Genomic DNA, 22,768 nt, shown 5'->3' with positions numbered 1-22,768 from the left:
ATAGAGCTATTGGTATTTTGAAGGGTTTTCTGTAATGATCTATAGGCAACTATAGTTTTGCCAACTAATAAAATCATTAAACTTATCCATAATGTAAAGAGTAGGTATTCCATAACACTAATTGGTTTACTTGGTTACTATTTAGTTTACTTATTTAAGATGCTGGGGCATTTTTAATGTATTTGGTCGATAAATATATGCATTTCATCTATGCAACTGTTAAAAAAAACTAAATTTTCGACGAAATACACAATAATAACAACGCCACGATTTTAATTCGTGGCGTTGAAAAAAAACAATCCAACCTAAAACAAACCTTGAAATGAAAATAATTGGGCAATCATTTTACAAATCATGAACTTGCTTTTCCATACCGGGACCTAATTCATAAATAGCCCCAATTAATTCTCCTTTTAATTCTTTAACTCTTTCTTCTTTTCCATTCGCTTTATATACTTCAGCAGCTTGGAACAATAATGCAGGCTCAAATGTTTTACCATATACGTAGGTGTTCATAATTTCCATTGCTTTCTCTTTGTCTCCATTCTTTAGAAGACTATACCCCAACCAGCTATAAGATTCTGGTGTTGGTCTATTATCCACTTCTCTCTGTGCTAAAATCAATGCACTATCATACTGTTTTGTTTCGCCTATATACAAGCCTAAGTTATATGCATTGTACATATCACCATATGCTGTATTCTTTACTCTAGTGAAGTACTCATCTAAGTTTTTCGTTCTAACCAAATCATCGCCTATATAATCAGCTATTTCAGCTTTTAACAAGAAATAATCTGGAGCATTGTACGTCTTGGTTACCGAATCTAAAATTCTAATTGCTTCAGTAGCATCTTTATCGTTTGAAAATACGATCCAGGCAATACCTTTTTTAGCATATGCATTGTTATTGTCAATTTCCAGGGCTTTTAAATAATGATTGTAAGAATCTTCAATTCTACCTGCATGACCATAATAATCAGCTAAGTTGGTATAACTCCAAAGCATTAAGTCTTTATTTTTTGAACTTTCCGCTTTTGTTCTTGCCTTTTCCATAAAACTTATGGTCGTATCTAAATCTCCTTTATAATCGTTCCATTTTGCCAGGCGAATCATATAACCAAAGTCTGACATGTTCTTGATACTGTCTAAATAGCTTTCTGCCAGTTGATAATTTCCTAATTCCATATGAATATCAAAGAACATACTTTGTGTCTCACTTATATCACCACCAATTGTTGCTGCTGAATCTACTAACTGTAGTGCTTCTTTAAAGCGATGTTGAGAGATATAATTTCGCGCTAAGGCTCTATAAAAACCAGGCTTTCCTATGTTGGCAATATCGACCGCTTTTTTTAAGCTCTTTTCTGCCTTTTTTAAAAACTCAATATCTCCTGTTTGTTGAAAGTATCTATTGTACTCCCCGCCTACTATACCGAAACTTGTAAGCTGCATGCTATCTGGTCTTATTTTAGAATTCCAGAGATCAAAATATTTCGATGTTGTTTTAATCTCGTTGGGGACTAAAAATTTGTTATAATCTTTTTTATCTGCAATTGCGTCCTGATTTTTGGTACCACATGATGATACCAGTATCATTACTATTAAAAGCTTAATTAATTTCATAAGGTTGTTTTTATTTTGGATTGTTTAAAATAAGGGGAGTTTTTCACTCCCCCATTCCCCTCTTTTTCATAAACTATTAGGGTTTTGCCACGTGTACTTATCTCTAAAATAAATACCGTAATGACAACTTTTATTCAGGTGCTCCCAAGTATGGGAACGAAGTACCTACAGTAGCGGTTAGCCCAACGCCATCTGAAGTTAATCTTGGTAAATCTGCAACACCATCACCATCAGTGTCTTGACCGCTAAATCTAATGCCATCAGCACCACCAAACAATAATATCAAAGAAACATCGATAACATCGTCTTGAGGTGTTCTACCAGTAAGACCAATAACAGCAGGATCATTTAAAACATTCCCGTCCATATCAGCATCTTCTCCGGGTAAAAAATATGTAGTCGTTAAGTTTGGAGCTACTTCTAAAACATCCGCAGCTAAATAACCTGTTAATGTTGGCGCATCTAAACCTAAAATGTTGTTCTCGTAATTTACATCTGCTGGATCAGCCCCTAATATGTTTGCATATACATCATGATATGCTTCTAACCTTGCTTCAAAATCTGCTTGAAAAATAGCGGCCATTTCTGAAGGAATAGACACATTATGTGAATCTTTAATAGTACCATCTGCACTTAAAACAGTATTGATACCAGGTCTACCCATAAAATCAACTTGAGCATATGTTCCTGTAAAATCAGGATCTACCGCTTCTTCACATGGTGTGCAAGTGCCACCACAATCTACACCAGTTTCATCTCCGTTCATAATACCATCATCACATGTTTCTGTAACTACTACTGGTGTATTGTCATCATCATCACTGCAGGAAACCAAAGCTACCACTGCTAAAAGAGACAAAAACGTATATTTTATATTTTTATATTTCATCGTTATATTTTTATAAGGTTATAATTATTGTTTAACGTTCGTTGTTACCCAGGTTTTGTACACTTCTAAACCAAGTGCATTCTGACCTGTTGTACTACCTAAAAGACTATTTGGAAGCTCTACAACTATAGACATCGTATTTGAACCGTCGAAAGTATCAACAGCAGTTTCGTCATCGTCGTCAGTAGCGTTTGGATCACCAGCTGGTTTGAAACCTAATGGAGCCGTACCGCCAATAACTTCATTGAATTGAAAGAAATCAAAGAAAAAAGCATCTTGTCTTGGACCTGCAAATAAAGAAACCCCGGTTGACGTAGTTTCTACAATAGCAGTTCCCTCAGAAATATCTACCGAACCTAATGGTGCATCTACCATAATTGCGCCGTTTAACCCTGTTTCACTTGGTGCTACCGGGCCAAAGAAATACATTTTACCATCTCTTGGTATTGCTTGTATTACCAAATCTTCTACCAAATCATTATCGGTATCGATATTAATTTCCAATAATACATTTTCATCAAATGTGCCGTAAGCCAAATCTGGTAGTACATTAGATTGAAGGTCTACCGCAAAAACGGTATTGTCTGAACCCTTTGTAGGTTCAAAAGCATAAAAATCGGCGATATCTGCCGTGGTTCCCATAGCACCTGGCGCATCGATATGATCTGCCGCTACTAAAAGACCTCCGACTAGAGCTAATGCCCCAAGTCCCATAAATAATTTTGATTTTTTCATTATCTCTTTTTTTAGATTAGAATCACCTCTACTTACGCAGCAAAAAAGAGAAGGTTCATTTTTTTCTTAAAAAAAATAAAATTTATTTTCAATCGTTAAATAGTAACCCTAGAGCAAATCCTTATTATAGCGTAGAAGTAACCAGTTTTAAACAGCTGTAAAGTAATATTTAGCTAACTTTGCAACGTTAAATAATTAAGATATGAACCCGTCTTCCTCTGGTTGGATCGAGAAATATGGTTCGGTTGTTCAAAAACACCAAGACGCTTTCCCAACTTTTGAAGCTCTATATGACACGCTTAAAGAAAGCGGATTCGTATACGGACTAAATTCTAGCATACCTAAGTTTATAGAGTTAGAACATACACTATCTGAAGACGAAAAGGCGAAAATTAATTTACTACACGCACTGTTTTTTACCTATAAAATTAAGGGTGGTAACGACTATACCACTTTTATCGAAGAAGTATTTAAGTTTTATGAAATACTGAATATTAGTCGTGCAGGATTTTTTGACAAGTGGTTTACCGGAAGTAAAACTTCTGCCAAGCTTGAAAAACTAATGACTTCAAGAATTTATATTGAAGACAATATTATCAGTAAAACTTTTAATAGTCTTATTACCAACTCCCTTCTATTTATAGATGTTTTGCTTTTTAAGCATTATTTAAATAAACATTCTGTTTTAAAAGAAAAGGCAGCAGAAATCGAGTATTTAGCAATCAATATTACCTACCACGCCCTTAGCTCAAAAGAAATTGATAGAAACGACAATAAGCTTTCTCAGTTATTGGCATCTTCGTTAACCTATATTAATTGCGCAGAGAGTAGTTTTGATGGTTCTTATCGCGAACGACTTTTATTAAATAAAGAGAATTGGGAGAATCGCTATCTGTTAGATATGGCTTGCCTTACGGTTTGGGAAGATCACTCTTTAGATTACACCGAATCTGATTTTATTTTCGGAATAGGAAAAGACTTAGGATTCGATAGAACTGTTATCTCTACATCAATTACCGATGTTACCGAGTTCTTTAAACTCAATTTTGATGTCATACCCTATTTAAAGGAAAAGAACCTAGCACAACAGTTTTACGACAGTATGGGTAAAATTGTAAAGAAGTTGATTCTACGAAATAGTAAACGCCTGCTTAAGGAGCTTTCGCAAAGTGCAGAGTTAGTTGCCCTGTTATCAAAATCTACGGTTAGGGATTTAAGTAATGAAGAAAAGAAAAAAGTACAGAATCAACTTTTAGATATTTTTAAAAGTATTCCGTCTTTAGCTATATTCATATTACCTGGCGGAGCTATTTTACTGCCGATATTCATTAAACTGATACCTAAGCTATTACCATCGGCATTTGATGAAAATAGAATTGACGAGGAAGAAGATTTGTATCGTAAATAAATTATTATCAGAATATTAATTATTCTACTCTAACCAAAGCTTAAAGTCTTTCACCTTTTCTCTACTCACAATAATTTCATGATCAGGATTGTTCTTTAGCTTGATCTGTAATCTAGAATTGGTGTATGAAACAATGTCCTTTATGTGATCTATATTCACAAAGAACTTTCTACTGACCCTAAAGAACATCTGTGGTTTTAGTTCCTCTTCTAACTGTTCTAATGTAGTATCCAATAAATAATTGCGACCATCTTTAGTAGCCGCATATGTACCTTTGTTTTCACTATAAAAAGACTCAACATCTTCTGCATTTATAATTTTTAAATGCTGACCTACCTTCGCTGTAAATCGCTTTTTATACTCGCGCTCGAGCGGATTGACCAATAATTTTTTGATATCTTCAAAATCTAGAGCAATTTTACTAGGCTCATTGGCAGATTTAAACAGCTTTCTATATTTATTGACCGAATGCTCTAGATCTTCATCATCAATAGGTTTCAATAAATAGTCTATACTATTCAATTTAAATGCTTTAAGGGCATACTCATCAAAAGCGGTAGTGAAGATGATAGCACTGTGAACCTCTATAACATCAAAAATCTCGAATGAGAGTCCGTCCGATAATTGAATATCCAAGAAGATTAAATCTGGGTGTTCATTGGTCTGAAACCAATCTATGGCCTCTTCTACAGAATGTAGCATTGTAGAAACGGTCAAATCTAAACTATCTAACATTCTACCCAACCTGCGTGCTGCCGGTTTTTCATCTTCTATTATAATGGTCTTCATGGTCTGGTTTTATGGTTTACTAGAATTGTATGCTTTAATCGTTATATGAATTTATGTATTTCTGAATCTTACGTTCTTCCCACCTCTTCAAATATCCTGAAATATTGCCATAAACAATAATTCCATGAATAGCCAGTATCATCCCCCAAACAATGGTGGTACCGTAGACATTCCAGTTTATCCAATCTAAAAACTCAGGATTACCGAATGCTTCTTTACTTACCAAAATGAAAACGAACTTATGCCTTAAGAAGTACAACATGATATTTATTATTAGAAAAACCAATACGTGATTATAGAAGCGCTTTATACTTGCCACCTTCTCTTTTGCTCTTTCATACTTAGAAAACGTACTGTCCTCTCCATTAAAAAGATGATCGTTTGCTCGTTCAGTTTCCATATTATCTAAATTTTTCAAATTCACGTTTATCTTCCTCCATATATTTGCTTATTTGGCGAGCTTCCCAGTCTCTACCTAAAAACGGATTGTAATCAAAGACTTTGACTGCGTGAAAAACCAAGCCTATTCCCCAGAAAAAGGGCGTTATAAATGTGCCAAAATTCACCAATGCATCATATAAAGATTCCCCTTCATATATTCTTATCATCACATTCATTGCAACTATAATAATGTTTGCCAAAATGTATAAGGAAAAATGCAAATAAAAACCCTTTAAATCTTTAACCTTCTTTTCTGCATTTGCTAATGCATCTGACTCATCTACCATTGAAATTTCCATATTATCTATATTTTTCAGCATCTCGTTCTTCTTGCTCTACATATTTACTGATCTGGCGTTGCTCCCAATCTTTGCTAAAGAAAGGATTATATCCAAATACTTTAGCGGCATGAAATGCCAAACCTATTCCCCAGAAAAACGGAGTAGTTAAAGTACCGATGTTAAATAAAGCCTCTGAAAATGAAGCTCCACCAGACATTATTCCCATAATAGTAATAGTCATAAGAAATAAATTTACGAGTACGTAAACAAGCAAGTGAATATAAAACCCCTTTATATCTTTGACCTTCTTTTGGGCTCTTAATAATTTATCTGTTTGTTCAAATTCATTTAGCTCCATCTTCTTGTATTTTCTTCTTGTTGTAAAAACTCTTGTAATTTTCTTTCTTCCCAGTCTCTGCCCGTAAACGGATTCAAGTTAAAGATTTTATTTGCTTTAAAAAATAAGCTAATACTTAAACCGAATACTACCCAAAGAAACCAGGCATTCCTCCATTCATTAAAATAATAATTGATTGTCGCTACAATGATAATGGTTACGATAGCCGACCCTACTTTTCTATAAAATTTTCTAATTTCTTCAACTCTTGCTTTTGCTCTTGTATATTTTGTGTTTTCCATGATCTTTAGTCTTTTAGGTTATGATTCTTGCATGAATTTTTTGATCTTTCTTTCTTCCCAATTCTTACCGAATAATGGGTTATGGCCAAAGGCATAAAGCCCGTTCATTAATAGACCGAATCCCCAACCAAGTGCCGGAAAAATAAACCAAAGAAAACTTGTAGTATTATAATTGATATATGCCAAAAATGGTATGACGATACAGTAGGCCAATAAATTACCGTAAAAGCCTTTTATAGCTTGTACTTTTTCTTTTGCCTTTTCATACTTATAATTGCTGTCTGGTGTGAAGTTTGATTCCATCTTTTTAAAGTTTTAGTGATTACTAATTTATTTCTATACTTCAAATTTCGGCAGATCATACAGGTTTTGAAAAAATGAAATACCCAGTTGTACTTTTTTACGACTGAATTGTAGAAAGCATGTTCTTAGACTATTGAGAGACCTTAAAATCCGTAGTTTTTCTTTGCGCTGGCAATCTGGTCCTCTTCTGTAGTTTCGGGGAACAGTATGTATTTAGGAGCAATTATAGGCTTAGCACTGGTAATACTAATCTTCGTTATTGAACTAAAAGGGAATTTACCTTTGGTTAGCACCAACAATACATTTTCCATCTTAAGGTACTCTTTACTAGCTGCTGAAATAATTTCAGCCTCTCCTTTCAATTGAAAGCCTTTCTGCTTTAAAATATCTATAAAGCTGATACAGATGTGTTTATTTTGTTGAATATTTTTTACTGTTTGTGGTGAAGCTATATTTGCTACTATAATCATGTTATCTCCAAAACAACTGAATATTTCTTTGGGAGACACATTAGGTATGTTATCAGCAGAAGATGTTGCCAACCAGCATAATACACTATCGCTTATAGCTGCTTTTATCTTTTTTGTTAGCTTCATAGTGTTTTCCTTTAAAATTCATTCAGAATCTATCATCTTCCATATACTGTTTTATTTTTCTTTCTTCCCAGCCTTTACCAAACAGCGGATTATAACCATATGCTTTTAAACCATGGGCAATTAAACCAATACCCCAACCCATAGCGGGGAAAATAACCCAAACAAAACTGGTCGTCTTAAAATTTATATAGGCAAGAAAAGGTATAACAATACAATAAGAAGTAAGGTTACCATAGAATCCTTTAATGAGTTCTACCCTTTCTTTTGCTTTCTCATAGCGCTTGGCGCTTATATGTGAATCTTGTGTTTCACGAAAAGAAATTGCATTTGTCAGCATAGGTAAACGCACCTTAAACTCTTTAGCGGTCTTAAAAATCTGCATTTCCTTTTTGGTAAGAATGGCATACCGCTGACGAATGTTCTGCAGCCCCACACCACTACTCTTTTTAACTACTTGTTTTTCTTGTAAATTGTTGACCACATATAAGTATCCGTCTTCTTCATATATTCTAATATGTAGTGGTTTTGAAGAGGTTACCACATTATGCTTCACTGCATTCTCTAATAACAACTGTAGGGATAATGGTACTATTTTCGCCTCAGGATCTAGTGCCTCATCAGGAATTTCAAATACGATACTATCTTCAAAACGCATTTTTAGAAGTCGCACATAGGTTCTTGCAAACTTTAGTTCTTCGTCAACAGAAATAAGATTTTTGCTCTTCTGCTCCAACACATATCTATATACTTTTGAAAGCGAAGTCGTAAATTTTTGCGCCTGCATAGGATCTTCTTCTATAAGGCTGGTCAATACATTTAAGCTATTAAAAAGAAAGTGAGGGTCTAACTGATTCTTTAGTGCATCGAACTTTGCAGATGCTGAACCTGCAATAATTTTTTGTTCTTTTACCTTGGTATCTTGTAAGGCTTTATAGAAGTAGAAAGCGTGTAAAAACAATGAAACTACTAGAGTAACTAATAACGCATAGAAGTAATATTGTACCCTTTCTCCGGCTACGTATTGTTCAAAGCTTTTACCAAATATATAGATTTCAGTAAACGCTCTTACAGCGCCAAACCCTAATACCGTAAGTACAATAGAGCCAGCGGCACCGTACCATAACCGTTTTTGCGTTTCATTCTCCCATGTATATTTTTGAGAGATATAGTCACTGAAATACATATTCAACATAGATAGCACAAAAGAGTAAAGAAAGGCTATACCGATAAATTGTAATTCGTTATACGTGGTTATATTTTCCCAATCTGATAAAAGCAGTCGAACCAGTTCCATAACCAAGGTTATGATCAATGCTGTCCTTACTACCTTTAAAAAACTACTCATGTTTGTAAGCTTAAAATTGATTGCTTTCTAATTTTTAAAATTAGGGATTTACTTTTAGAAGTCTATTTATTTCTATACTTGCCCTAATAAAAGCAAACATGAAGCTTTTTCTTCTCAATAAATAAAAATATGTTCTGAATTGTACTATCTAGTAGCTGAACTGTATTTTAAAATAACTGAAACTATTGATATCTAATTGATATAGAATCTTCTTGATCGTTAAAAATTTATAAAAGATATATATAACATATGTTTTATATATTCTATATTGGAGGTATAAATAACATTAATGTTATATATACTATTGTTGTGCGCAATATGACAAAACCAATCTGAAATGACAAAAAGTGAACAACTGGCAAGCCGACTTCGAGAAGTAATCCTAAACGGAACTTGGATTGCAAATACGAATATTAAAGACCAAATAGAAAATTTAGATTGGAAAATTGCTACGAAAAAAGTTGAATCTCTAAATACAATTTCAATTTTAGCTCAACATATTCATTATTTCATAGTCGGAATAAAAAACGTATTTGATAATGGAAAACTTGAAATTAGAGATAAATACAGTTTCGATTTTCCAGCCATTGAATCTCAAACAGAATGGGAAGTGTTTCAAAAAAAGTTTTGGAACGACACGGAAAAACTTGCGGAATTAATAGAAAAAATGCCCGAAGAGCAACTGAATGAGGACTTTGTGGATGAAAAATACGGAGATTATCTACGGAATATTGAAGGAATGATAGAACACAGTTATTATCATTTAGGACAAATTGCATTGATAAGAAAGATTATAAACGCATAAAATACTGCACACAACAATGCATATAAAACATAGCTAATATAGGCTATCCGAAAGGCTTTTGTGTATTTTCGGAGACCGCCAAATTTTTAAATTTGGCTTTTAGTAAAATAATGATAAAAAGAAAAATTTAAAAATTCGGCTCGTGTATAATCCGAAACGATAGCGTCTTTTAACACGCTACGTTTCATATACGGAGACGTTGTGTGTAAGCTAAAAAATAAAAGATGAAAAATTCAATTCTTATTTTAACAATTATTTTTTGTGGCATAATCGGAAAAGCCCAATCTATTGAAAAGATTGTACTTGATGAAAATGATGATCTCAGCGGTTATTATTTAGCAGTAAAACCTCAAACTGAAAAAATAGATGCAGTTTTAGTACTTCTTCCTGGTTTTGGACAAAATGCTGAAAGTATTTTTCCTGAAACAAAATTACACAATGTCGGGTACCTAAATAACATTTTGACAATTGGATTTGCATCTGGGACAAAACTATATGCAGACAAAGAAACGCAAGTGAAAATTTCAATTGTTCTTAAAGATGTACTTGATAGATATGAAATAGAGAATACAAAATTTGTAATAGGTGGTTTTTCGGCAGGTGGTACTGTCGCTCTACGATACGCTGAATTATGTAAGCAGTATCCTGACAAATTCCCAATTAGCCCTAAAGGTGTTTTTGTCGTGGATTCGCCTATAGATATTTTCAAATTTTATGAATTACTAGAAGAAAATATTGAAAATAAGTATAGTCAGATTGCAGTTCAAGAAGCTGAATGGGTAACGAATCTTATAAAAGAGGATCATGGAATACCAAAAGACAATATTGATTATTACAAAGAAATAAATCCATTTTCAATGAAAAAAAAATATGGAGAAAATGAAAAATGGCTCAAAGATATGGCAGTTAGAACATATCATGATGTCGATATTGAATGGAGACTTGTTCAACGAAACCAACCTGTAAGTACACAAAGCTATCTAGTAACTTCAGAATTAATAAATCGTCTTTTATTAATGGGTAATCAAAAAGCGGAATTTATGCAATCTTACAAAACTGGCTACAGAAGTAATGGAACTAGACACCCCCATTCTTGGTCAATTGTGGATGAAGTTGAATGTATTCAGTGGTTGAAAAAGATTGTGGAATAAGCCTACACACAACAATACCTAACGTAATGCGGACTTTAGGGTAAAATCGAAAGGTCTGTGTATATTTATGAAGTCGCTAAATCTTATGGATTTAGCTTTATAACAAAAAAAGAAAAAGCAAAACAGTAAGCTTTAGCTTCGTGCTAAGACGGAAACGAAAGGTTTCCTTACTTCCGCACTACGCTTAGCCGAGAGGTTAGCAATAATTAGAGGATGAAAAGACTTTTTATAATCATACTAACTATTTTATGCTTGAGTTGTTCTGAAACTAATCAAAATATGAAAACTGAAATAGATAAATTAGATACTAATCTAAAAGAGAAAAGACCTGAATATTACAGTAAACTTCAAAATCCGCTTTCTGAACAAAAAATATCAGAATTAGAAGCAAAGTATGACAAAATTCTTCCTCCTGATTTAAAGGAGCTTTACTTATGGAAAAATGGACAAAGTCAAGATTGTTATGAAGCATTTGTTAATAACTCAATGTTTGAACCTTTGGAGCATGTATTATCAGGAAATCAAGAGTTTACAGGAATGATAGGGTATGATTTTGAGATAGAAAACTGGTGGAATGAGAATTGGTTGCCCATTTTTTCTAATGGCGGAGGAAGCTACATCTGTTATGACTTGAAAGGAATTTTTACAGGACAAAGAGGTCAATTGGTTGAATATTGGAACGGTGATAATGACAGAGCTGTAATTGCACCAAATCTTGTTGACTTTTTAAATAGTTTGAATCAATATTATGAAAAAAAATCTGCTGATGATTTTGATGAATATTTTGACATTAGCGAAAGTATAACTAAATGGAAAAAAAGATTTATTGTAGATAAACTAATTGAGAAATAACTATTGCCAACAAAGAACTGAGGTAAAAAACAAACAATTTCTTCTTTAATCTGAGACAATATTATTCTAGGCTCATAGATTCTAAAATTATATTCTTGAGCTTGTTTTATTCAATTTATCTGCTATTTATCTCGACAATACAGACACATAAGTTTCATCATATGGCCTACCGGATTTTGCGATAGCAAATGACTGTTTTAATAGTTTGTTGGCAACGGCTATCAGTGCCAATTTCTTGCTCTTACCCTTGTTCACGATTCGCTCATATACCTCTTTGCACGCCTTGTTGTGTTTACAGGCATTGAAAGAACATAGAAACAGTAGATTACGAAGCTTTCTATTGCCGACCTTACTTATTCGCGCACGACCTCTTACGCTGCTCCCCGACTCTCGTATCGTTGGGGGTTATACCTACATAACTACAAAGCTGTGATGCCGTTTCGAACTTGTTGAAACCATCGGTGACCACTATTAGGAACAATGCGGTCTTTTGACCTATACCAAGTATTGACATCAATAAAGTCAATTGCTCCTGTTGGTCCTCTTTTACCAATGATAGAATCTTTGATTCGATTGCAGCTACCTCTTTATTGAGCTGTTTCTTGTTACGTATCAAGGAACGATAGACAAATTTTGAGGGTATACCTAAAACTGCTTCCCCATGTATCTTGTTCTTGGTTGCCGTTCGTTGTTTTAAATAGGTATCCAATAATCGGAACAATTGTAGACATTCACTCTGGGTATCCGTCAAGGCATTGTAAATAGGAACCTCGTTGATCAGGGCATATTCACATATGGCCTTGGCATCGCTCTTGTCCGTTTTTACCTTGGCAAGTTTCATTTGAATGAAACGTTTGATAGATAATGGGTTTACTACTGAAACCACTACTTCATTCTTGTAAAGAAACTGCGCAAGTCTATAATGATAGTAACCGGTAGCTTCCATAACGACCAATGAACCTTTGGGTAATTCCTTAAGGAATTTCTTAAATCCAATTTCATCGTTCTTATACTGGTCGTGACCTATGTTACTACCATGTACATCAAAGACATCTTTACTGATGTCAACTCCAAAAGTTTCTTTATATTTATTCATAAGAAATGTTTTATGAAAGAACCGGCTACTTCTGCTCACAACAACTTGAAAACGAGATCTAAAGTCTCACAGAACTGAACGTGATTTAAGTAGTAAAAGAGAGAGGATTATCAATGTTGTCGAAGTCTGAAGCTTCACCGTATATAGTAACCTTAACTCTCTCTTTTGTTCTTTCTAGTTATATCAACAATTTAATAAGAATCAAACTTAAGATGTATATAAAAAATAGCGAGAACAGTTATAAACGCAAAGGTTCGAGCACTTTTGCGAAGTCGCCAAATTTTTAAATTTGGCTTATTGAAAAAAAAGATAATAAGAAAAATTTAAAAATTCGGCTTGTGTTTAACCAAATGGTTCGTGCATTTTTTCCGCCCTACTATTCTTATACAATTCCGGTTCCAAGAAAATTATAAAATGGCGGGATTTCTAAGAAACGATATCACCCTAAAGTGTATCTAGCCGAGACCTCTCTGTCCCTTCTAATTTTAGCTATTGTCCAATATCTAAGCTACTACTTTTATAAAAGTAGTAGCTAAAGAAGAATTGTTCATCTATGAAACGACATCATTGAAAATGTATCTAGCTCAACCGCTTAATCAATCTACTTTTATTTATATAATTATAGTATCTTCAAACTAAGAACCAAACATACGAGCCGAGACGTTAGGTAACATTAGGAAAATAAAACCTGACACAAAAAAAATATTAATGCAAAAAACCATTTTATTACTACTAGTAGTGTTTCAATTTCAATCTGTATTAGGGCAAAAAACTTTAGAACAACTAATAAACGAAATACCATTTTCTACCGGCTATTATTCTCCTTTTAGCTATTATGATAGTGCAGGAAAAAAACAAGGATTTTCTGTACAAAAAGAAACTAATGTTTTAAAAAGATTAAAACTAAAACCCCTAAAACATAGTGAATATTATATTACAGGTAAGTATGAAATAAATAACTTAATTGTAATTTTCTTCTCAGAATATTGGGATACAGAAGACACTCATTTTGCTATACTTCTAGACAAATCGCTGCATATCATAGATAGAATAGATGAAACAGCTTATGATAATGCTGAAGGTTTTTATGGTGTAAACTCATCGATTGACTATAATATTTTAACCATCAATACTCATAACATATATAACAAACCAGAAAATGTTATAAAGAAATACTCAATTACAAATAAGGGTTTTAAACCCATAAAAAATCAGGTGATCATAAAAACACCGTCAGGAATTAAAATACGTAATAAACCAACAACTCAAAGTGCTTTAATAGCAAAAGCGGCTAATTTAAAAGTTTTTGATTACTTGTCCATCGACGGGAATATAGATTCTACATCAGTATTTGATAACGGTAAATATCTAAAAAATTACTGGCTGAAAATTGCAACAAAAGATTCATTACAACAATTAGGATATGTTTTTGGTGCTTTTGCAAAAAGACACATTGAAATGATTACTAACGATTACAAAGTGATTATTGATGAAATTTCAAAAGAAGATTTTAATACAGCAGAACACCATAAAAAAAGCAAGCCTTATGCCAAAAAAATAACGGACATTAAAACAATTAAAACAATTTTAAAAAATCAATTGATTGGAGAAACCCATGAAAATGGTTATTACACTATAAAAAAAATACTAACAGATAATGGTACAGAAATTAGTTCTTATCTTGATGAATGTGAAATTACGGCATATTACCCAAAGTACCATTATTTGTTACTAGAATGCGGTCATTCTTCAGATTATTTAATAAAATTAAAAAATGGAGAAGATGATATTAACCGAATAGGGAACCCAGACTACTACACGCCATCTCCACAAAACACGTTTCGGTTTAATGGATATTACAGTGGGCAATCTAATGTTCATTTTTTAGAAAAAAACATTGTAAACGATGAACCGGAGTATATGCTTAGTATGTCAAGTATCTTAGCGCTGGACTATATTGAAAATTATTTCTGGATAGATAACACCACTATGTTCCTGAAAATTGAAAAAATATATTATAAAATGAAACTACAAGAAATTTAAATAATAAGGGTTAAGTGCCAAAAACAAAGTTGGTACATATTTACAAAGTCCGCCAAATTTATAATTTGACGTTTAGTTGAAATTTAAAAGTAAAATTGTAAACTTGGCTAAGTACTAAACTGAAAGGAAGTGCCTTTTTAATTCCTTACTATTCTTATACTAAACGTTAGGTAACATTAGGAAAAAACTTATGAAAAAAGCAATACTCATCATTTTATGTTTACAGTGTATTTCTTGCGATTTTGTAGGAAACTGGCTTGAAGAAAATCATAAACAAAGAGAGGAAAAAAGTAAAATAGATTTAGAAAAAAGAACAATAGATTATTACACATCCAACTTAAAAATTATACCAAATAAACAACATCCAAAATTTGAGGTATTAATTAAAGAGTTTAATGATCAAAACCATCGCTTAGCGTTTAATATTTGCGAATATAAATACAACGATCAAAATTTCTTTTTTGGAGATAGCCCCAGAAAAATAGCTTCTATCTTTGGAGAGCCCGATGAGAAAAGTGAAGTAAGAGTTCGTTATGAATCTGAAGATGGATTTTCTGAATATCTTACTGAAGAAGATAAATTGTCTAAACATGATTTCTCAGATCGCAATACGGGGGAAAGATTTTTCAATTACACTTACACAAAACTAAATATAAAGTTGCATTTTAAATCTTTAAGTAATAAAGATTTTAGGTTAGAATCCTTTACTATTCAACTGTCAGATCGTAATGATGAAACTTATAAATATGAACCCTTAAACACATCATTTAATGTAATTTTATTTAGAGAAATACCCTATAAAACTAATATGACTCTCGATGAATTTAGAAAGTTAACCAATGTAAAAGATAATAGACAATTTAGAAGTATCCTTCAAAAAGAATGCCCTGTAAAAGAGGATTATCGAATACATTCTTCCATATATTCAGAGTATCATTACGAAACTAAAGGCGGAGGTCATTTAACTTTTAGTGGAGATTATAAGCCAAATGAATCAGACCCCATTAAAAGTATATCCTTTTCAGAGAGAAATTTAGAATATTATAAAAAAAATGAACCGTATTATTAACGTTAACTAACAATGGCCATAATTAATACGGGTTTTAGGCTTTGAGCTAAGGTCTGTGTATATTTAGAATGCCCGGCAATTCTTTTGGTTTTGGCTTTTAAATAGAAAAAATAAAAACAAACAAAAAGATTCGGCTAATGGATTAAACGGAAACAAAAGCGCACTTTTATTCCCGTACTAATCATAGACGAGACCGGTAACCGTGACTATAGCCAATTAAACGAAATAAATGAGTCTTTTTAAAAATATTAAAGAAGGAATTCCTAAAAAAATAACTATTCCGGTTGAATTAGAAAAATTATGCGAATGGACTGAAAAAAATGGATACCCAATTAGTGGATGTTTTGAATTGAGAGCAGATGACGGGCAAACAATGAAATATTGGCTTGGGTTTGAAAATATTTCGGATAGGTTTGGACTATTCGGAGTTGGGGCTTCAGGTGATATTTTTGCATTTTGGATAGATGATAATAACAAACAAAAAATAGTTCATTTAGGTTCAGAGGGAGAAGCAGTATATGTTCTCGCTGAGAATTTTGTTGATTTTTTAAGATTATTAGCTATTGGATATGATGAAATAGGATTTGCCGATATGACCAAAACTGTCGAGGATTGGAACTTGGAAGTCGGTAACGATGATAAGAATGGAATTAATATTAAATTCATTGACTGGGTTGAGAACGAATTCAACGTAAAAGTACCTAAAATTGGAAACGAAATCGCTGATTTTAATAACACAGAATTTAATGATTGGGTTGAAAAACAAATTGATAAATACTCATAAATAACTGGCTACAAAAATAAATGCCTATAAGCAATTGCTTGTTCTCTCCTATTTTGGAAAAACCTGACGAATTTCCAACTTGGTGTGTACTTAAAAAGTTAAGTGCTAATCAACGTAACTAATCATAGCCAAAGCCCTTGTAGTGTATTTCAGAAAATCTATTATGAAAATAAATATTTCCGTAAAAAAAAACAGTTATAAACCCTATGAGAAAATTAGAATAGAGGTTTTAGTTGAAAACAATAGTCATGAAAATATACAAATACCTAAATACTTAAAATACTATCCATTTTTTAATGGAGAATCTAAAGAAGGAACTAATGGAAAAGAAAGTTTAGAGAACTACAAATCAGAGAATATTCTTTTGCCACAGGAAACCATATGCTATAATTTTGAACAAGCAATAGAATTAGGTTTTATAACAGAAAAAAGTGAAATAAAGCTTTTTGAATTTAAGCTTACCATAGGAATATTTGAAATTAGTGAAACGTTTTGTGAAAAATTTGAAATTGATTTTAATGAATATCATAGATTAATAGCAATAAACGATGAGCCTTCGAATTATTATAAATCAGATGATGTAATTTTCTATTATAGCCCTTATAGCAGAGCATTTGAGGAAGCAACTGCAATTTTAAAAGGGAAACAAAGCGATTATAAAATTCTAAATGAATATTACGCCATTAACGATCAGAAAGTCTACTACAATGGAAGATTAGTAAGAGGCTTCTCGAGTAAGGGGTTTAAAATTTTTAATAGACTTTTCGCTGGAAACAATAATAAAATATTAACGAGATACGGAAATGCGAAAATTGAAAACCCAAAAGCTTTTAAAGTTATTGATAATGGTTTAATGCCTAGCCTTTTTACATACGAATTAGGTGGTTATAGATGCGGTTATGCTGTAGATAATCAATTTGCATATTACTTTGACGAATCTAATTCAACACAGCATGCTATAAAAGTAAAGGCTTGTAAAAATCCAAAATCTTTAAAAAGCTTAAACTTTGGCTATGCTAAAGATGATATAAATGTATACTTAGAAGGTAAAAAAATCACTAAAGCAAAACCTGAAACTTTCGAAATAATAAATAGAAATTATTCAACAGATGGCAAAAAAATATTCTTTCATCGAGATGCAATCGAAAGCATTGATTTAAAATCTTTTGAAATATTACCTACTATCAGCCATCAAAATAGTCCTGATAAAATCCTCAATTCACTTTGGGCAAAAGATAAAAATAATTACTTCAAATATGGTTATTTAAATACCAAAGAAAAATATGAAAAACATCTGAAATCATATAAAACGGAATAAAAACCAATTACAACACAACCTATAAACAATACGGACTTCGGGTTTAATTGAAAGGTTTGCGTAATTTTCGAGAAGTTTTACCGTTCATTTGCTTTTATAAAAACAAACACCATTTTATTAGTTACTTTACTGCCGTAGTTCTTTTAACCTTTTCGAGGATACCTTTACTACTGAAATGTCTAATGGTAACGGTGTAAACGGAGTATCTGTAGAATCCTTTGGAACATTAACTAATTCATCTACAACATTCATCCCTTTTAAAACATTACCAAACACAGTATAGTCACCATCTAAGCGATGTAGACCATCTTTATTTTGCACGATATAAAACTGACAACGTGCCGATAATTTTTCGGCATTGCCATCTCGTCCTGCCCCTACTGCTCCATAGGTATGTGTTAGTTTAGAATCAAATTCTGGAGCTAACAAATATTCGGGATTATTAAACCCTTCTGGAGTATCTGGGCAACCACCTTGTGCTACAAAATCTGGAATTACCCTATTAAAGGTCAACGAATCCCAATAACCTTCATTTGCTAATGCTATAAAACTTGCTTTATGATTGGGAGTCTCGTCATGCAACCAAATTAATATTTCTCCTTTTGGGGTGTCAATTTTTCCTATTTCATATGATTTACATGCAGTAAATAAGACAAATACTATTACATACTTTAAACACTTCATTTTGCTATAATTTAGTAGTCAGTTAAAGTAGTAAAAATTGATGTAAAAAAATTAGTCCTTAAATTACCGACAGCTAAAAAAAAGTTGAGCCTAGACTTGGCTACTAGTACTATTACAACACTAAAAACGAAATAGATTATAATTTTTAAGAATATGATGATCAAAAATTTAATACACCTTATTGCCTTCTCCATTCTTTTTATGCTTACAAGCTGTACCGACTTAGACAAAAAGACGGTAGATCAAAAAGATAATCAAATGCTAAACAATGCACCCCAACAAAACTCAAATAAAGACAAAACCTTAATGTCAATTTTTGCCCACCCAGATGATGAGATTGTTATATCCCCTATGCTAGCGAAGTATCAAAAAGAAGGGGTAAATATTCACTTGGTGATTGTTACCGATGGCTCAAAAGGAGTTACCCCTCATGCAAATATTCCTGCGGGTGAATTATTGGCAAAAACACGGACAGAAGAGGCATTATGTGTTACAAAAACCTTAGGTATTAATTCACCGATATTTCTTAATTATATAGACGGAGATTTAGCACTAAAAGAGAATATTAATTCTTTAGACGAAAAAATCGATAGTCTTTTTACGAAATACCGACCCAATACTGTAATTAGTTTTGGACCTGGTGGACAATACGGTCACCCAGACCATAGAATTGTTAGTAACGTGGTTACCGAGGTTTTTCAACGAGAAACATCAGAATCTTTGCAGAACCTTTTGTATTACGGGTATCCGAAAGAAATAGGTAACACGAATGTTAGCTTTAATACTGATTTAGTACAATGGTTAAACGATAATTTAAAAAGAACTCAAAAAAGATTTCTTACCTATAGAATACCATTCAATAAGGAAGATTTATTGCTTGGGCATACCGCATCAGATTGTCATGAATCTCAATATACACCAGAAGCTATTGATGATTTAATAAAAATTGTAGGGCAAGCCGATTCGGTGATATATTTTAGATCTTGGAATGGCTCGAATGAAATTAAAAACAATATTTTCGATTAAACCTATTTTCCATGTCATTGAAGTATTCCCTTTATGTACTAGCTTTTGTAATGTTTACTTCATGTCAGCAAAAACAAAATAAATCATCTAACCAACCAGCCGTTTACACTTACGGCGCTAAAAACGATTCTGCTGTTTTTTACTTTAATAAAGGTTGGGAGCATATTCTAGATTATGGTCAATGGACGCTATCTGAAAAAGCATTTAGAAAAGCCGTAGCAGTAGATTCTACTTTTATTGTCGGGCAGGCGTTGGTTGGTAAAAACACGACCAATCTCAAGGAAAGAATTCAAATTTTAAACGACCTAAACAATTCTCAAATTAAGGTTCGTGAAGACGACCAACTGATTTTAGAAGTTACCATGATTACGCTAGAACTATTTAATGCACGTGAACAACAAATAAAACTAGAGAAAGATTTTATATCAAATTTCTTGTCAACAGCTGAGAAAAACTATAGAACTTTTATACATAAATACCCCAACGAATCATATATAAAGGCAGAATACATTGAGCTATTGAATGCTATTTACGGACCTGAATTAGCCTTAGATTCGTTACACATTCTTACCACACCTAAACAAAAGAGAATACCATTTTTTATTAGCTATGCAGCTACCTTGGAATCAGATTTAGGGAATTTCAAAAAAGCTCTCGCTATTGCCGACCAATTTAATACCCAGATCAATGACCCGAATATACCTCAACCTTATGTGTTATACGGTAGTATTTATTTAAAAATGGATAGTTTGTCTTTAGCAACTTCAAACCTTGATAAAGCACTTGAATTAGACCCTAATCATATTTTCGCACAACGATTTAAAAAACAGCTTCAAACTAAATTAAACTCCAATATCAGTAATGAATAAAATAATAGATACTCCAGAACAAAACAACCTTAAAATAGGTATGGCTCAAATCTCACCGGTTTGGCTAAATAAAGAGAAGACTATTGATAAAATCAAGGATTATATCATTAAAGCTGGTGAAGATGATTGTGAGCTTGTAGTTTTTGGTGAAGCTCTATTACCTGGCTATCCTTTTTGGGTTTCCATGACGGATGGTGCTCAGTTTGATTCTAAAGTGCAGAAAGAAATTCACGCTCATTATATTAAAAATTCCATTCAAATAGAAGAGGGTGAATTAGATGAAATTTGCGCTCTTGCAAAGCAACATAAAATTGCCATCTACTTAGGATTAATGGAGCGTGCAAAGAATAGAGGTGGTCACAGTATTTACTGCTCCCTTGTTTATATCAATAGTGATGGTGAAATTAAATCTGTTCATAGAAAATTACAACCAACTTACGAAGAGCGACTTACCTGGGCGCCTGGTGATGGTAATGGTTTACGAGTTCACGAGTTAAAAAACTTCACCGTTGGTGGATTAAATTGTTGGGAAAATTGGATGCCTCTTCCACGCACCGCTTTATATGGTTTGGGAGAAGATTTGCATATTGCCGTATGGCCGGGTTCTGATTACAACACTGCTGATATTACACGATTTATAGCAAGGGAATCTAGATCTTTTGTAGTTTCTGTTTCTAGTTTAATGAGCAAAACCGATTTCCCTAAAGACACACCGCATTTAAATACTATTCTTGAAAACTGCCCAGATACTCTGGCAAACGGAGGTTCTTGTATTGCCGGACCGGATGGAGAATGGATCTTACCACCGGTTATTGACAAAGAAGGTCTAATTACAACGACAATAGATTTTAATAGGGTACTTCAAGAAAGACAGAATTTTGATGCTGTCGGGCATTATTCACGACCAGATGTAACAAAACTCACCGTTAATAGAGAACGACAATCTACCGTTGAAATAAAAGATTAAAACAGAGAGCAGTTATTTCTGCCCTCCATTTAATTCTTTCATAATTTCAGCAAACAATTGGTAAGACTTAATACGGTCTTTGCCATCATAAATATTGGTTACCGCAATGAGTTCATCCACTTGGGTATCTGCAATAAATTGTTGCACTTGCTTCTTAACTGTCTCTTTGCTTCCAATAAAGGAATATTTCAACATTTGCTGTACAGACGGATTCTGACTTAACTCGCGTATATCTTCAGTCATATCTACTGGTGGCTGCATAAATCCTCTATTTCCTGTCAACAAACCAACGATCATTTTGTAAAGCGATGTTGAAATGCGTTCTGCTTCTTCATCGGTATCGGCAACGATAATGTTCACCCCTGCCATGGTATATGGTTTTTCTAACTCACTCGATGGTTGAAATTCTTGATGATAAATTTGCAAGGCATTCATTAAGTGTGTCGTTGCGAAGTGACTGGCAAATGCATAAGGCAATCCTTTTTTAGCTGCTAAGTGAGCACTATCTGTACTTGAGCCTAAAATATATAAGGGTACCTCCACCCCTTCCGCCAAAGTAGCACGTACTTTCGCATTAGCATTTTCAGTAGAAAAGTAACGTTGTATTTTTTCAACTTCTAAAGGAAACGACTGTGCTGCCTGAAAAAAATCTGAACGTATAGCCTGTGCCGTCAACTGATCTGTACCTGGTGCGCGACCTAGACCCAAATCTATTCTGTTAGGATATAGAATTCCTAATGTCCCAAATTGCTCCGCTACAATTAATGGGGAATGATTTGGCAACATAATTCCGCCAGACCCTACATGTATCGTTTTCGTTTCTTCGGCAATTTTACCTATTAATATAGATGTTGCGCTACTACCTATAGCTATGGAATTATGATGCTCTGCCAACCAAAAACGGGTATAACTAGCTTCTTCCGCAACTTGAGCAAGAGCTACGGAATGATCAAAAGTGTCTTTTAGCGTAGTACCCTCAGATACGATGGCTAAATCCAATATAGAATATTTTATATTTTTCATGTAGATAAATTCATTTATATATTCAAAAGTAT

At 33.1% G+C, this 22,768-nt stretch carries 24 protein-coding genes and 1 pseudogene; 11 read left to right on the top strand and 14 right to left on the bottom strand.

Going from position 1 to position 22,768, the window contains the following annotated elements; translation table 11 throughout:
- Positions 1–345: 345 nt before the first annotated feature.
- The 3 genes from ACJJVP_RS12685 to ACJJVP_RS12675 all read right to left on the bottom strand — a co-directional run bounded on the left by ACJJVP_RS12685 (position 346) and on the right by ACJJVP_RS12675 (position 3,247).
- Positions 346–1,623, bottom strand: a complete 1,278-nt coding sequence (locus tag ACJJVP_RS12685) for a tetratricopeptide repeat protein (RefSeq protein WP_405414143.1) — start codon at positions 1,621–1,623, stop codon at positions 346–348.
- Between the two features lie 130 nt (positions 1,624–1,753).
- Positions 1,754–2,512 carry a DUF4331 family protein gene (locus ACJJVP_RS12680; RefSeq protein ID WP_405414141.1) on the bottom strand — a complete coding sequence of 253 codons (759 nt, stop codon included), beginning with the start codon at positions 2,510–2,512 and terminating at the stop codon, positions 1,754–1,756.
- A gap of 24 nt (positions 2,513–2,536) precedes the next feature.
- Complete coding sequence (locus ACJJVP_RS12675) at positions 2,537–3,247, bottom strand: DUF4331 family protein (protein WP_405414139.1); 711 nt, start codon at positions 3,245–3,247, stop codon at positions 2,537–2,539.
- Between the two features lie 202 nt (positions 3,248–3,449).
- Between ACJJVP_RS12675 and ACJJVP_RS12670 the strand changes: the two genes are divergently transcribed.
- The gene (locus ACJJVP_RS12670) at positions 3,450–4,655 is read left to right on the top strand and encodes an LETM1-related biofilm-associated protein (protein ID WP_405414138.1); all 1,206 of its coding nucleotides are present in this window, start codon (positions 3,450–3,452) and stop codon (positions 4,653–4,655) included.
- A gap of 24 nt (positions 4,656–4,679) precedes the next feature.
- Here ACJJVP_RS12670 and ACJJVP_RS12665 read toward each other — a convergent pair whose 3' ends face one another.
- The 8 genes from ACJJVP_RS12665 to ACJJVP_RS12630 all read right to left on the bottom strand — a co-directional run bounded on the left by ACJJVP_RS12665 (position 4,680) and on the right by ACJJVP_RS12630 (position 9,049).
- The gene (locus tag ACJJVP_RS12665) at positions 4,680–5,444 is read right to left on the bottom strand and encodes a LytR/AlgR family response regulator transcription factor (RefSeq protein WP_405414136.1); all 765 of its coding nucleotides are present in this window, start codon (positions 5,442–5,444) and stop codon (positions 4,680–4,682) included.
- A 34-nt stretch (positions 5,445–5,478) separates the two neighbouring features.
- Positions 5,479–5,844, bottom strand: coding sequence for a 2TM domain-containing protein (locus ACJJVP_RS12660; RefSeq protein ID WP_405414135.1), 366 nt, complete (start codon positions 5,842–5,844; stop codon positions 5,479–5,481).
- Position 5,845: 1 nt separating this feature from the next.
- Positions 5,846–6,205, bottom strand: a complete 360-nt coding sequence (locus ACJJVP_RS12655; protein ID WP_405414133.1) for a 2TM domain-containing protein — start codon at positions 6,203–6,205, stop codon at positions 5,846–5,848.
- Positions 6,186–6,524: a 2TM domain-containing protein gene (locus ACJJVP_RS12650; RefSeq protein ID WP_405414132.1), complete on the bottom strand. Its 339-nt coding sequence runs from the start codon at positions 6,522–6,524 to the stop codon at positions 6,186–6,188. The genes ACJJVP_RS12655 and ACJJVP_RS12650 overlap by 20 nt, the downstream gene beginning before the upstream one ends.
- Complete coding sequence (locus ACJJVP_RS12645; RefSeq protein WP_036155215.1) at positions 6,515–6,805, bottom strand: 2TM domain-containing protein; 291 nt, start codon at positions 6,803–6,805, stop codon at positions 6,515–6,517. Before ACJJVP_RS12645 ends, ACJJVP_RS12650 begins: the two co-directional genes overlap by 10 nt.
- An 18-nt stretch (positions 6,806–6,823) precedes the next feature.
- Positions 6,824–7,108 (bottom strand): 2TM domain-containing protein, encoded by a 285-nt coding sequence (locus tag ACJJVP_RS12640; RefSeq protein WP_405414130.1) that lies wholly within the window; start codon positions 7,106–7,108, stop codon positions 6,824–6,826.
- 143 nt (positions 7,109–7,251) lie between these two features.
- Positions 7,252–7,704 carry a pyridoxamine 5'-phosphate oxidase family protein gene (locus ACJJVP_RS12635; protein WP_405414128.1) on the bottom strand — a complete coding sequence of 151 codons (453 nt, stop codon included), beginning with the start codon at positions 7,702–7,704 and terminating at the stop codon, positions 7,252–7,254.
- Between the two features lie 22 nt (positions 7,705–7,726).
- Entirely contained in the window at positions 7,727–9,049 is a 1,323-nt protein-coding gene (locus ACJJVP_RS12630; RefSeq protein ID WP_405414127.1) for a 2TM domain-containing protein, read from the bottom strand.
- A gap of 337 nt (positions 9,050–9,386) precedes the next feature.
- On the opposite strand from ACJJVP_RS12630, the gene ACJJVP_RS12625 reads away from it, so the two are divergent.
- The 3 genes from ACJJVP_RS12625 to ACJJVP_RS12615 all read left to right on the top strand — a co-directional run bounded on the left by ACJJVP_RS12625 (position 9,387) and on the right by ACJJVP_RS12615 (position 11,857).
- A complete protein-coding gene (locus ACJJVP_RS12625) occupies positions 9,387–9,854 on the top strand; it encodes a DUF1572 domain-containing protein (protein ID WP_405414125.1) in 468 nt (155 codons plus the stop codon).
- A 224-nt stretch (positions 9,855–10,078) separates the two neighbouring features.
- Positions 10,079–11,005, top strand: coding sequence for an alpha/beta fold hydrolase (locus tag ACJJVP_RS12620; RefSeq protein WP_405414124.1), 927 nt, complete (start codon positions 10,079–10,081; stop codon positions 11,003–11,005).
- A gap of 279 nt (positions 11,006–11,284) precedes the next feature.
- Positions 11,285–11,857, top strand: a complete 573-nt coding sequence (locus ACJJVP_RS12615) for an SMI1/KNR4 family protein (protein ID WP_405414122.1) — start codon at positions 11,285–11,287, stop codon at positions 11,855–11,857.
- Positions 11,858–11,983: 126 nt separating this feature from the next.
- Here the strand turns inward: ACJJVP_RS12615 and ACJJVP_RS12610 are convergent.
- Positions 11,984–12,953: pseudogene (locus ACJJVP_RS12610) on the bottom strand (IS110 family transposase).
- 708 nt (positions 12,954–13,661) lie between these two features.
- Here ACJJVP_RS12610 and ACJJVP_RS12605 point away from each other — a divergent pair.
- The 4 genes from ACJJVP_RS12605 to ACJJVP_RS12590 all read left to right on the top strand — a co-directional run bounded on the left by ACJJVP_RS12605 (position 13,662) and on the right by ACJJVP_RS12590 (position 18,167).
- Positions 13,662–14,996: a hypothetical protein gene (locus tag ACJJVP_RS12605; RefSeq protein ID WP_405414121.1), complete on the top strand. Its 1,335-nt coding sequence runs from the start codon at positions 13,662–13,664 to the stop codon at positions 14,994–14,996.
- 190 nt (positions 14,997–15,186) lie between these two features.
- Complete coding sequence (locus ACJJVP_RS12600; protein WP_405414120.1) at positions 15,187–16,065, top strand: hypothetical protein; 879 nt, start codon at positions 15,187–15,189, stop codon at positions 16,063–16,065.
- 229 nt (positions 16,066–16,294) lie between these two features.
- A complete protein-coding gene (locus tag ACJJVP_RS12595; RefSeq protein WP_051941824.1) occupies positions 16,295–16,849 on the top strand; it encodes a hypothetical protein in 555 nt (184 codons plus the stop codon).
- A 163-nt stretch (positions 16,850–17,012) separates the two neighbouring features.
- On the top strand, positions 17,013–18,167 hold the full coding sequence (locus tag ACJJVP_RS12590; protein ID WP_405414119.1) for a DKNYY domain-containing protein: 1,155 nt from the start codon (positions 17,013–17,015) through the stop codon (positions 18,165–18,167).
- Positions 18,168–18,293: 126 nt separating this feature from the next.
- Here the strand turns inward: ACJJVP_RS12590 and ACJJVP_RS12585 are convergent, their stop codons facing one another.
- A complete protein-coding gene (locus ACJJVP_RS12585) occupies positions 18,294–18,851 on the bottom strand; it encodes a peptidylprolyl isomerase (protein ID WP_405414117.1) in 558 nt (185 codons plus the stop codon).
- Positions 18,852–19,004: 153 nt separating this feature from the next.
- On the opposite strand from ACJJVP_RS12585, the gene ACJJVP_RS12580 reads away from it, so the two are divergent.
- The 3 genes from ACJJVP_RS12580 to ACJJVP_RS12570 are packed head-to-tail and all read left to right on the top strand — an operon-like array spanning position 19,005 to position 21,713.
- Positions 19,005–19,877, top strand: coding sequence for a PIG-L family deacetylase (locus tag ACJJVP_RS12580; RefSeq protein WP_405414116.1), 873 nt, complete (start codon positions 19,005–19,007; stop codon positions 19,875–19,877).
- Positions 19,878–19,888: 11 nt separating this feature from the next.
- Positions 19,889–20,746: a hypothetical protein gene (locus tag ACJJVP_RS12575; RefSeq protein WP_405414114.1), complete on the top strand. Its 858-nt coding sequence runs from the start codon at positions 19,889–19,891 to the stop codon at positions 20,744–20,746.
- The gene (locus ACJJVP_RS12570) at positions 20,739–21,713 is read left to right on the top strand and encodes a carbon-nitrogen hydrolase family protein (RefSeq protein ID WP_405414113.1); all 975 of its coding nucleotides are present in this window, start codon (positions 20,739–20,741) and stop codon (positions 21,711–21,713) included. The genes ACJJVP_RS12575 and ACJJVP_RS12570 overlap by 8 nt, the downstream gene beginning before the upstream one ends.
- A gap of 12 nt (positions 21,714–21,725) precedes the next feature.
- On the opposite strand, the gene ACJJVP_RS12565 is transcribed toward ACJJVP_RS12570, so the two are convergent.
- Positions 21,726–22,742, bottom strand: a complete 1,017-nt coding sequence (locus tag ACJJVP_RS12565) for an LLM class flavin-dependent oxidoreductase (protein ID WP_405416191.1) — start codon at positions 22,740–22,742, stop codon at positions 21,726–21,728.
- Positions 22,743–22,768: the final 26 nt, after the last annotated feature.

Source organism: Maribacter sp. Asnod1-A12, from assembly GCF_045063735.1.
Taxonomy (GTDB): Bacteria; Bacteroidota; Bacteroidia; order Flavobacteriales; family Flavobacteriaceae; genus Maribacter.
This window is presented reverse-complemented; position numbering and strand designations above follow the sequence as displayed.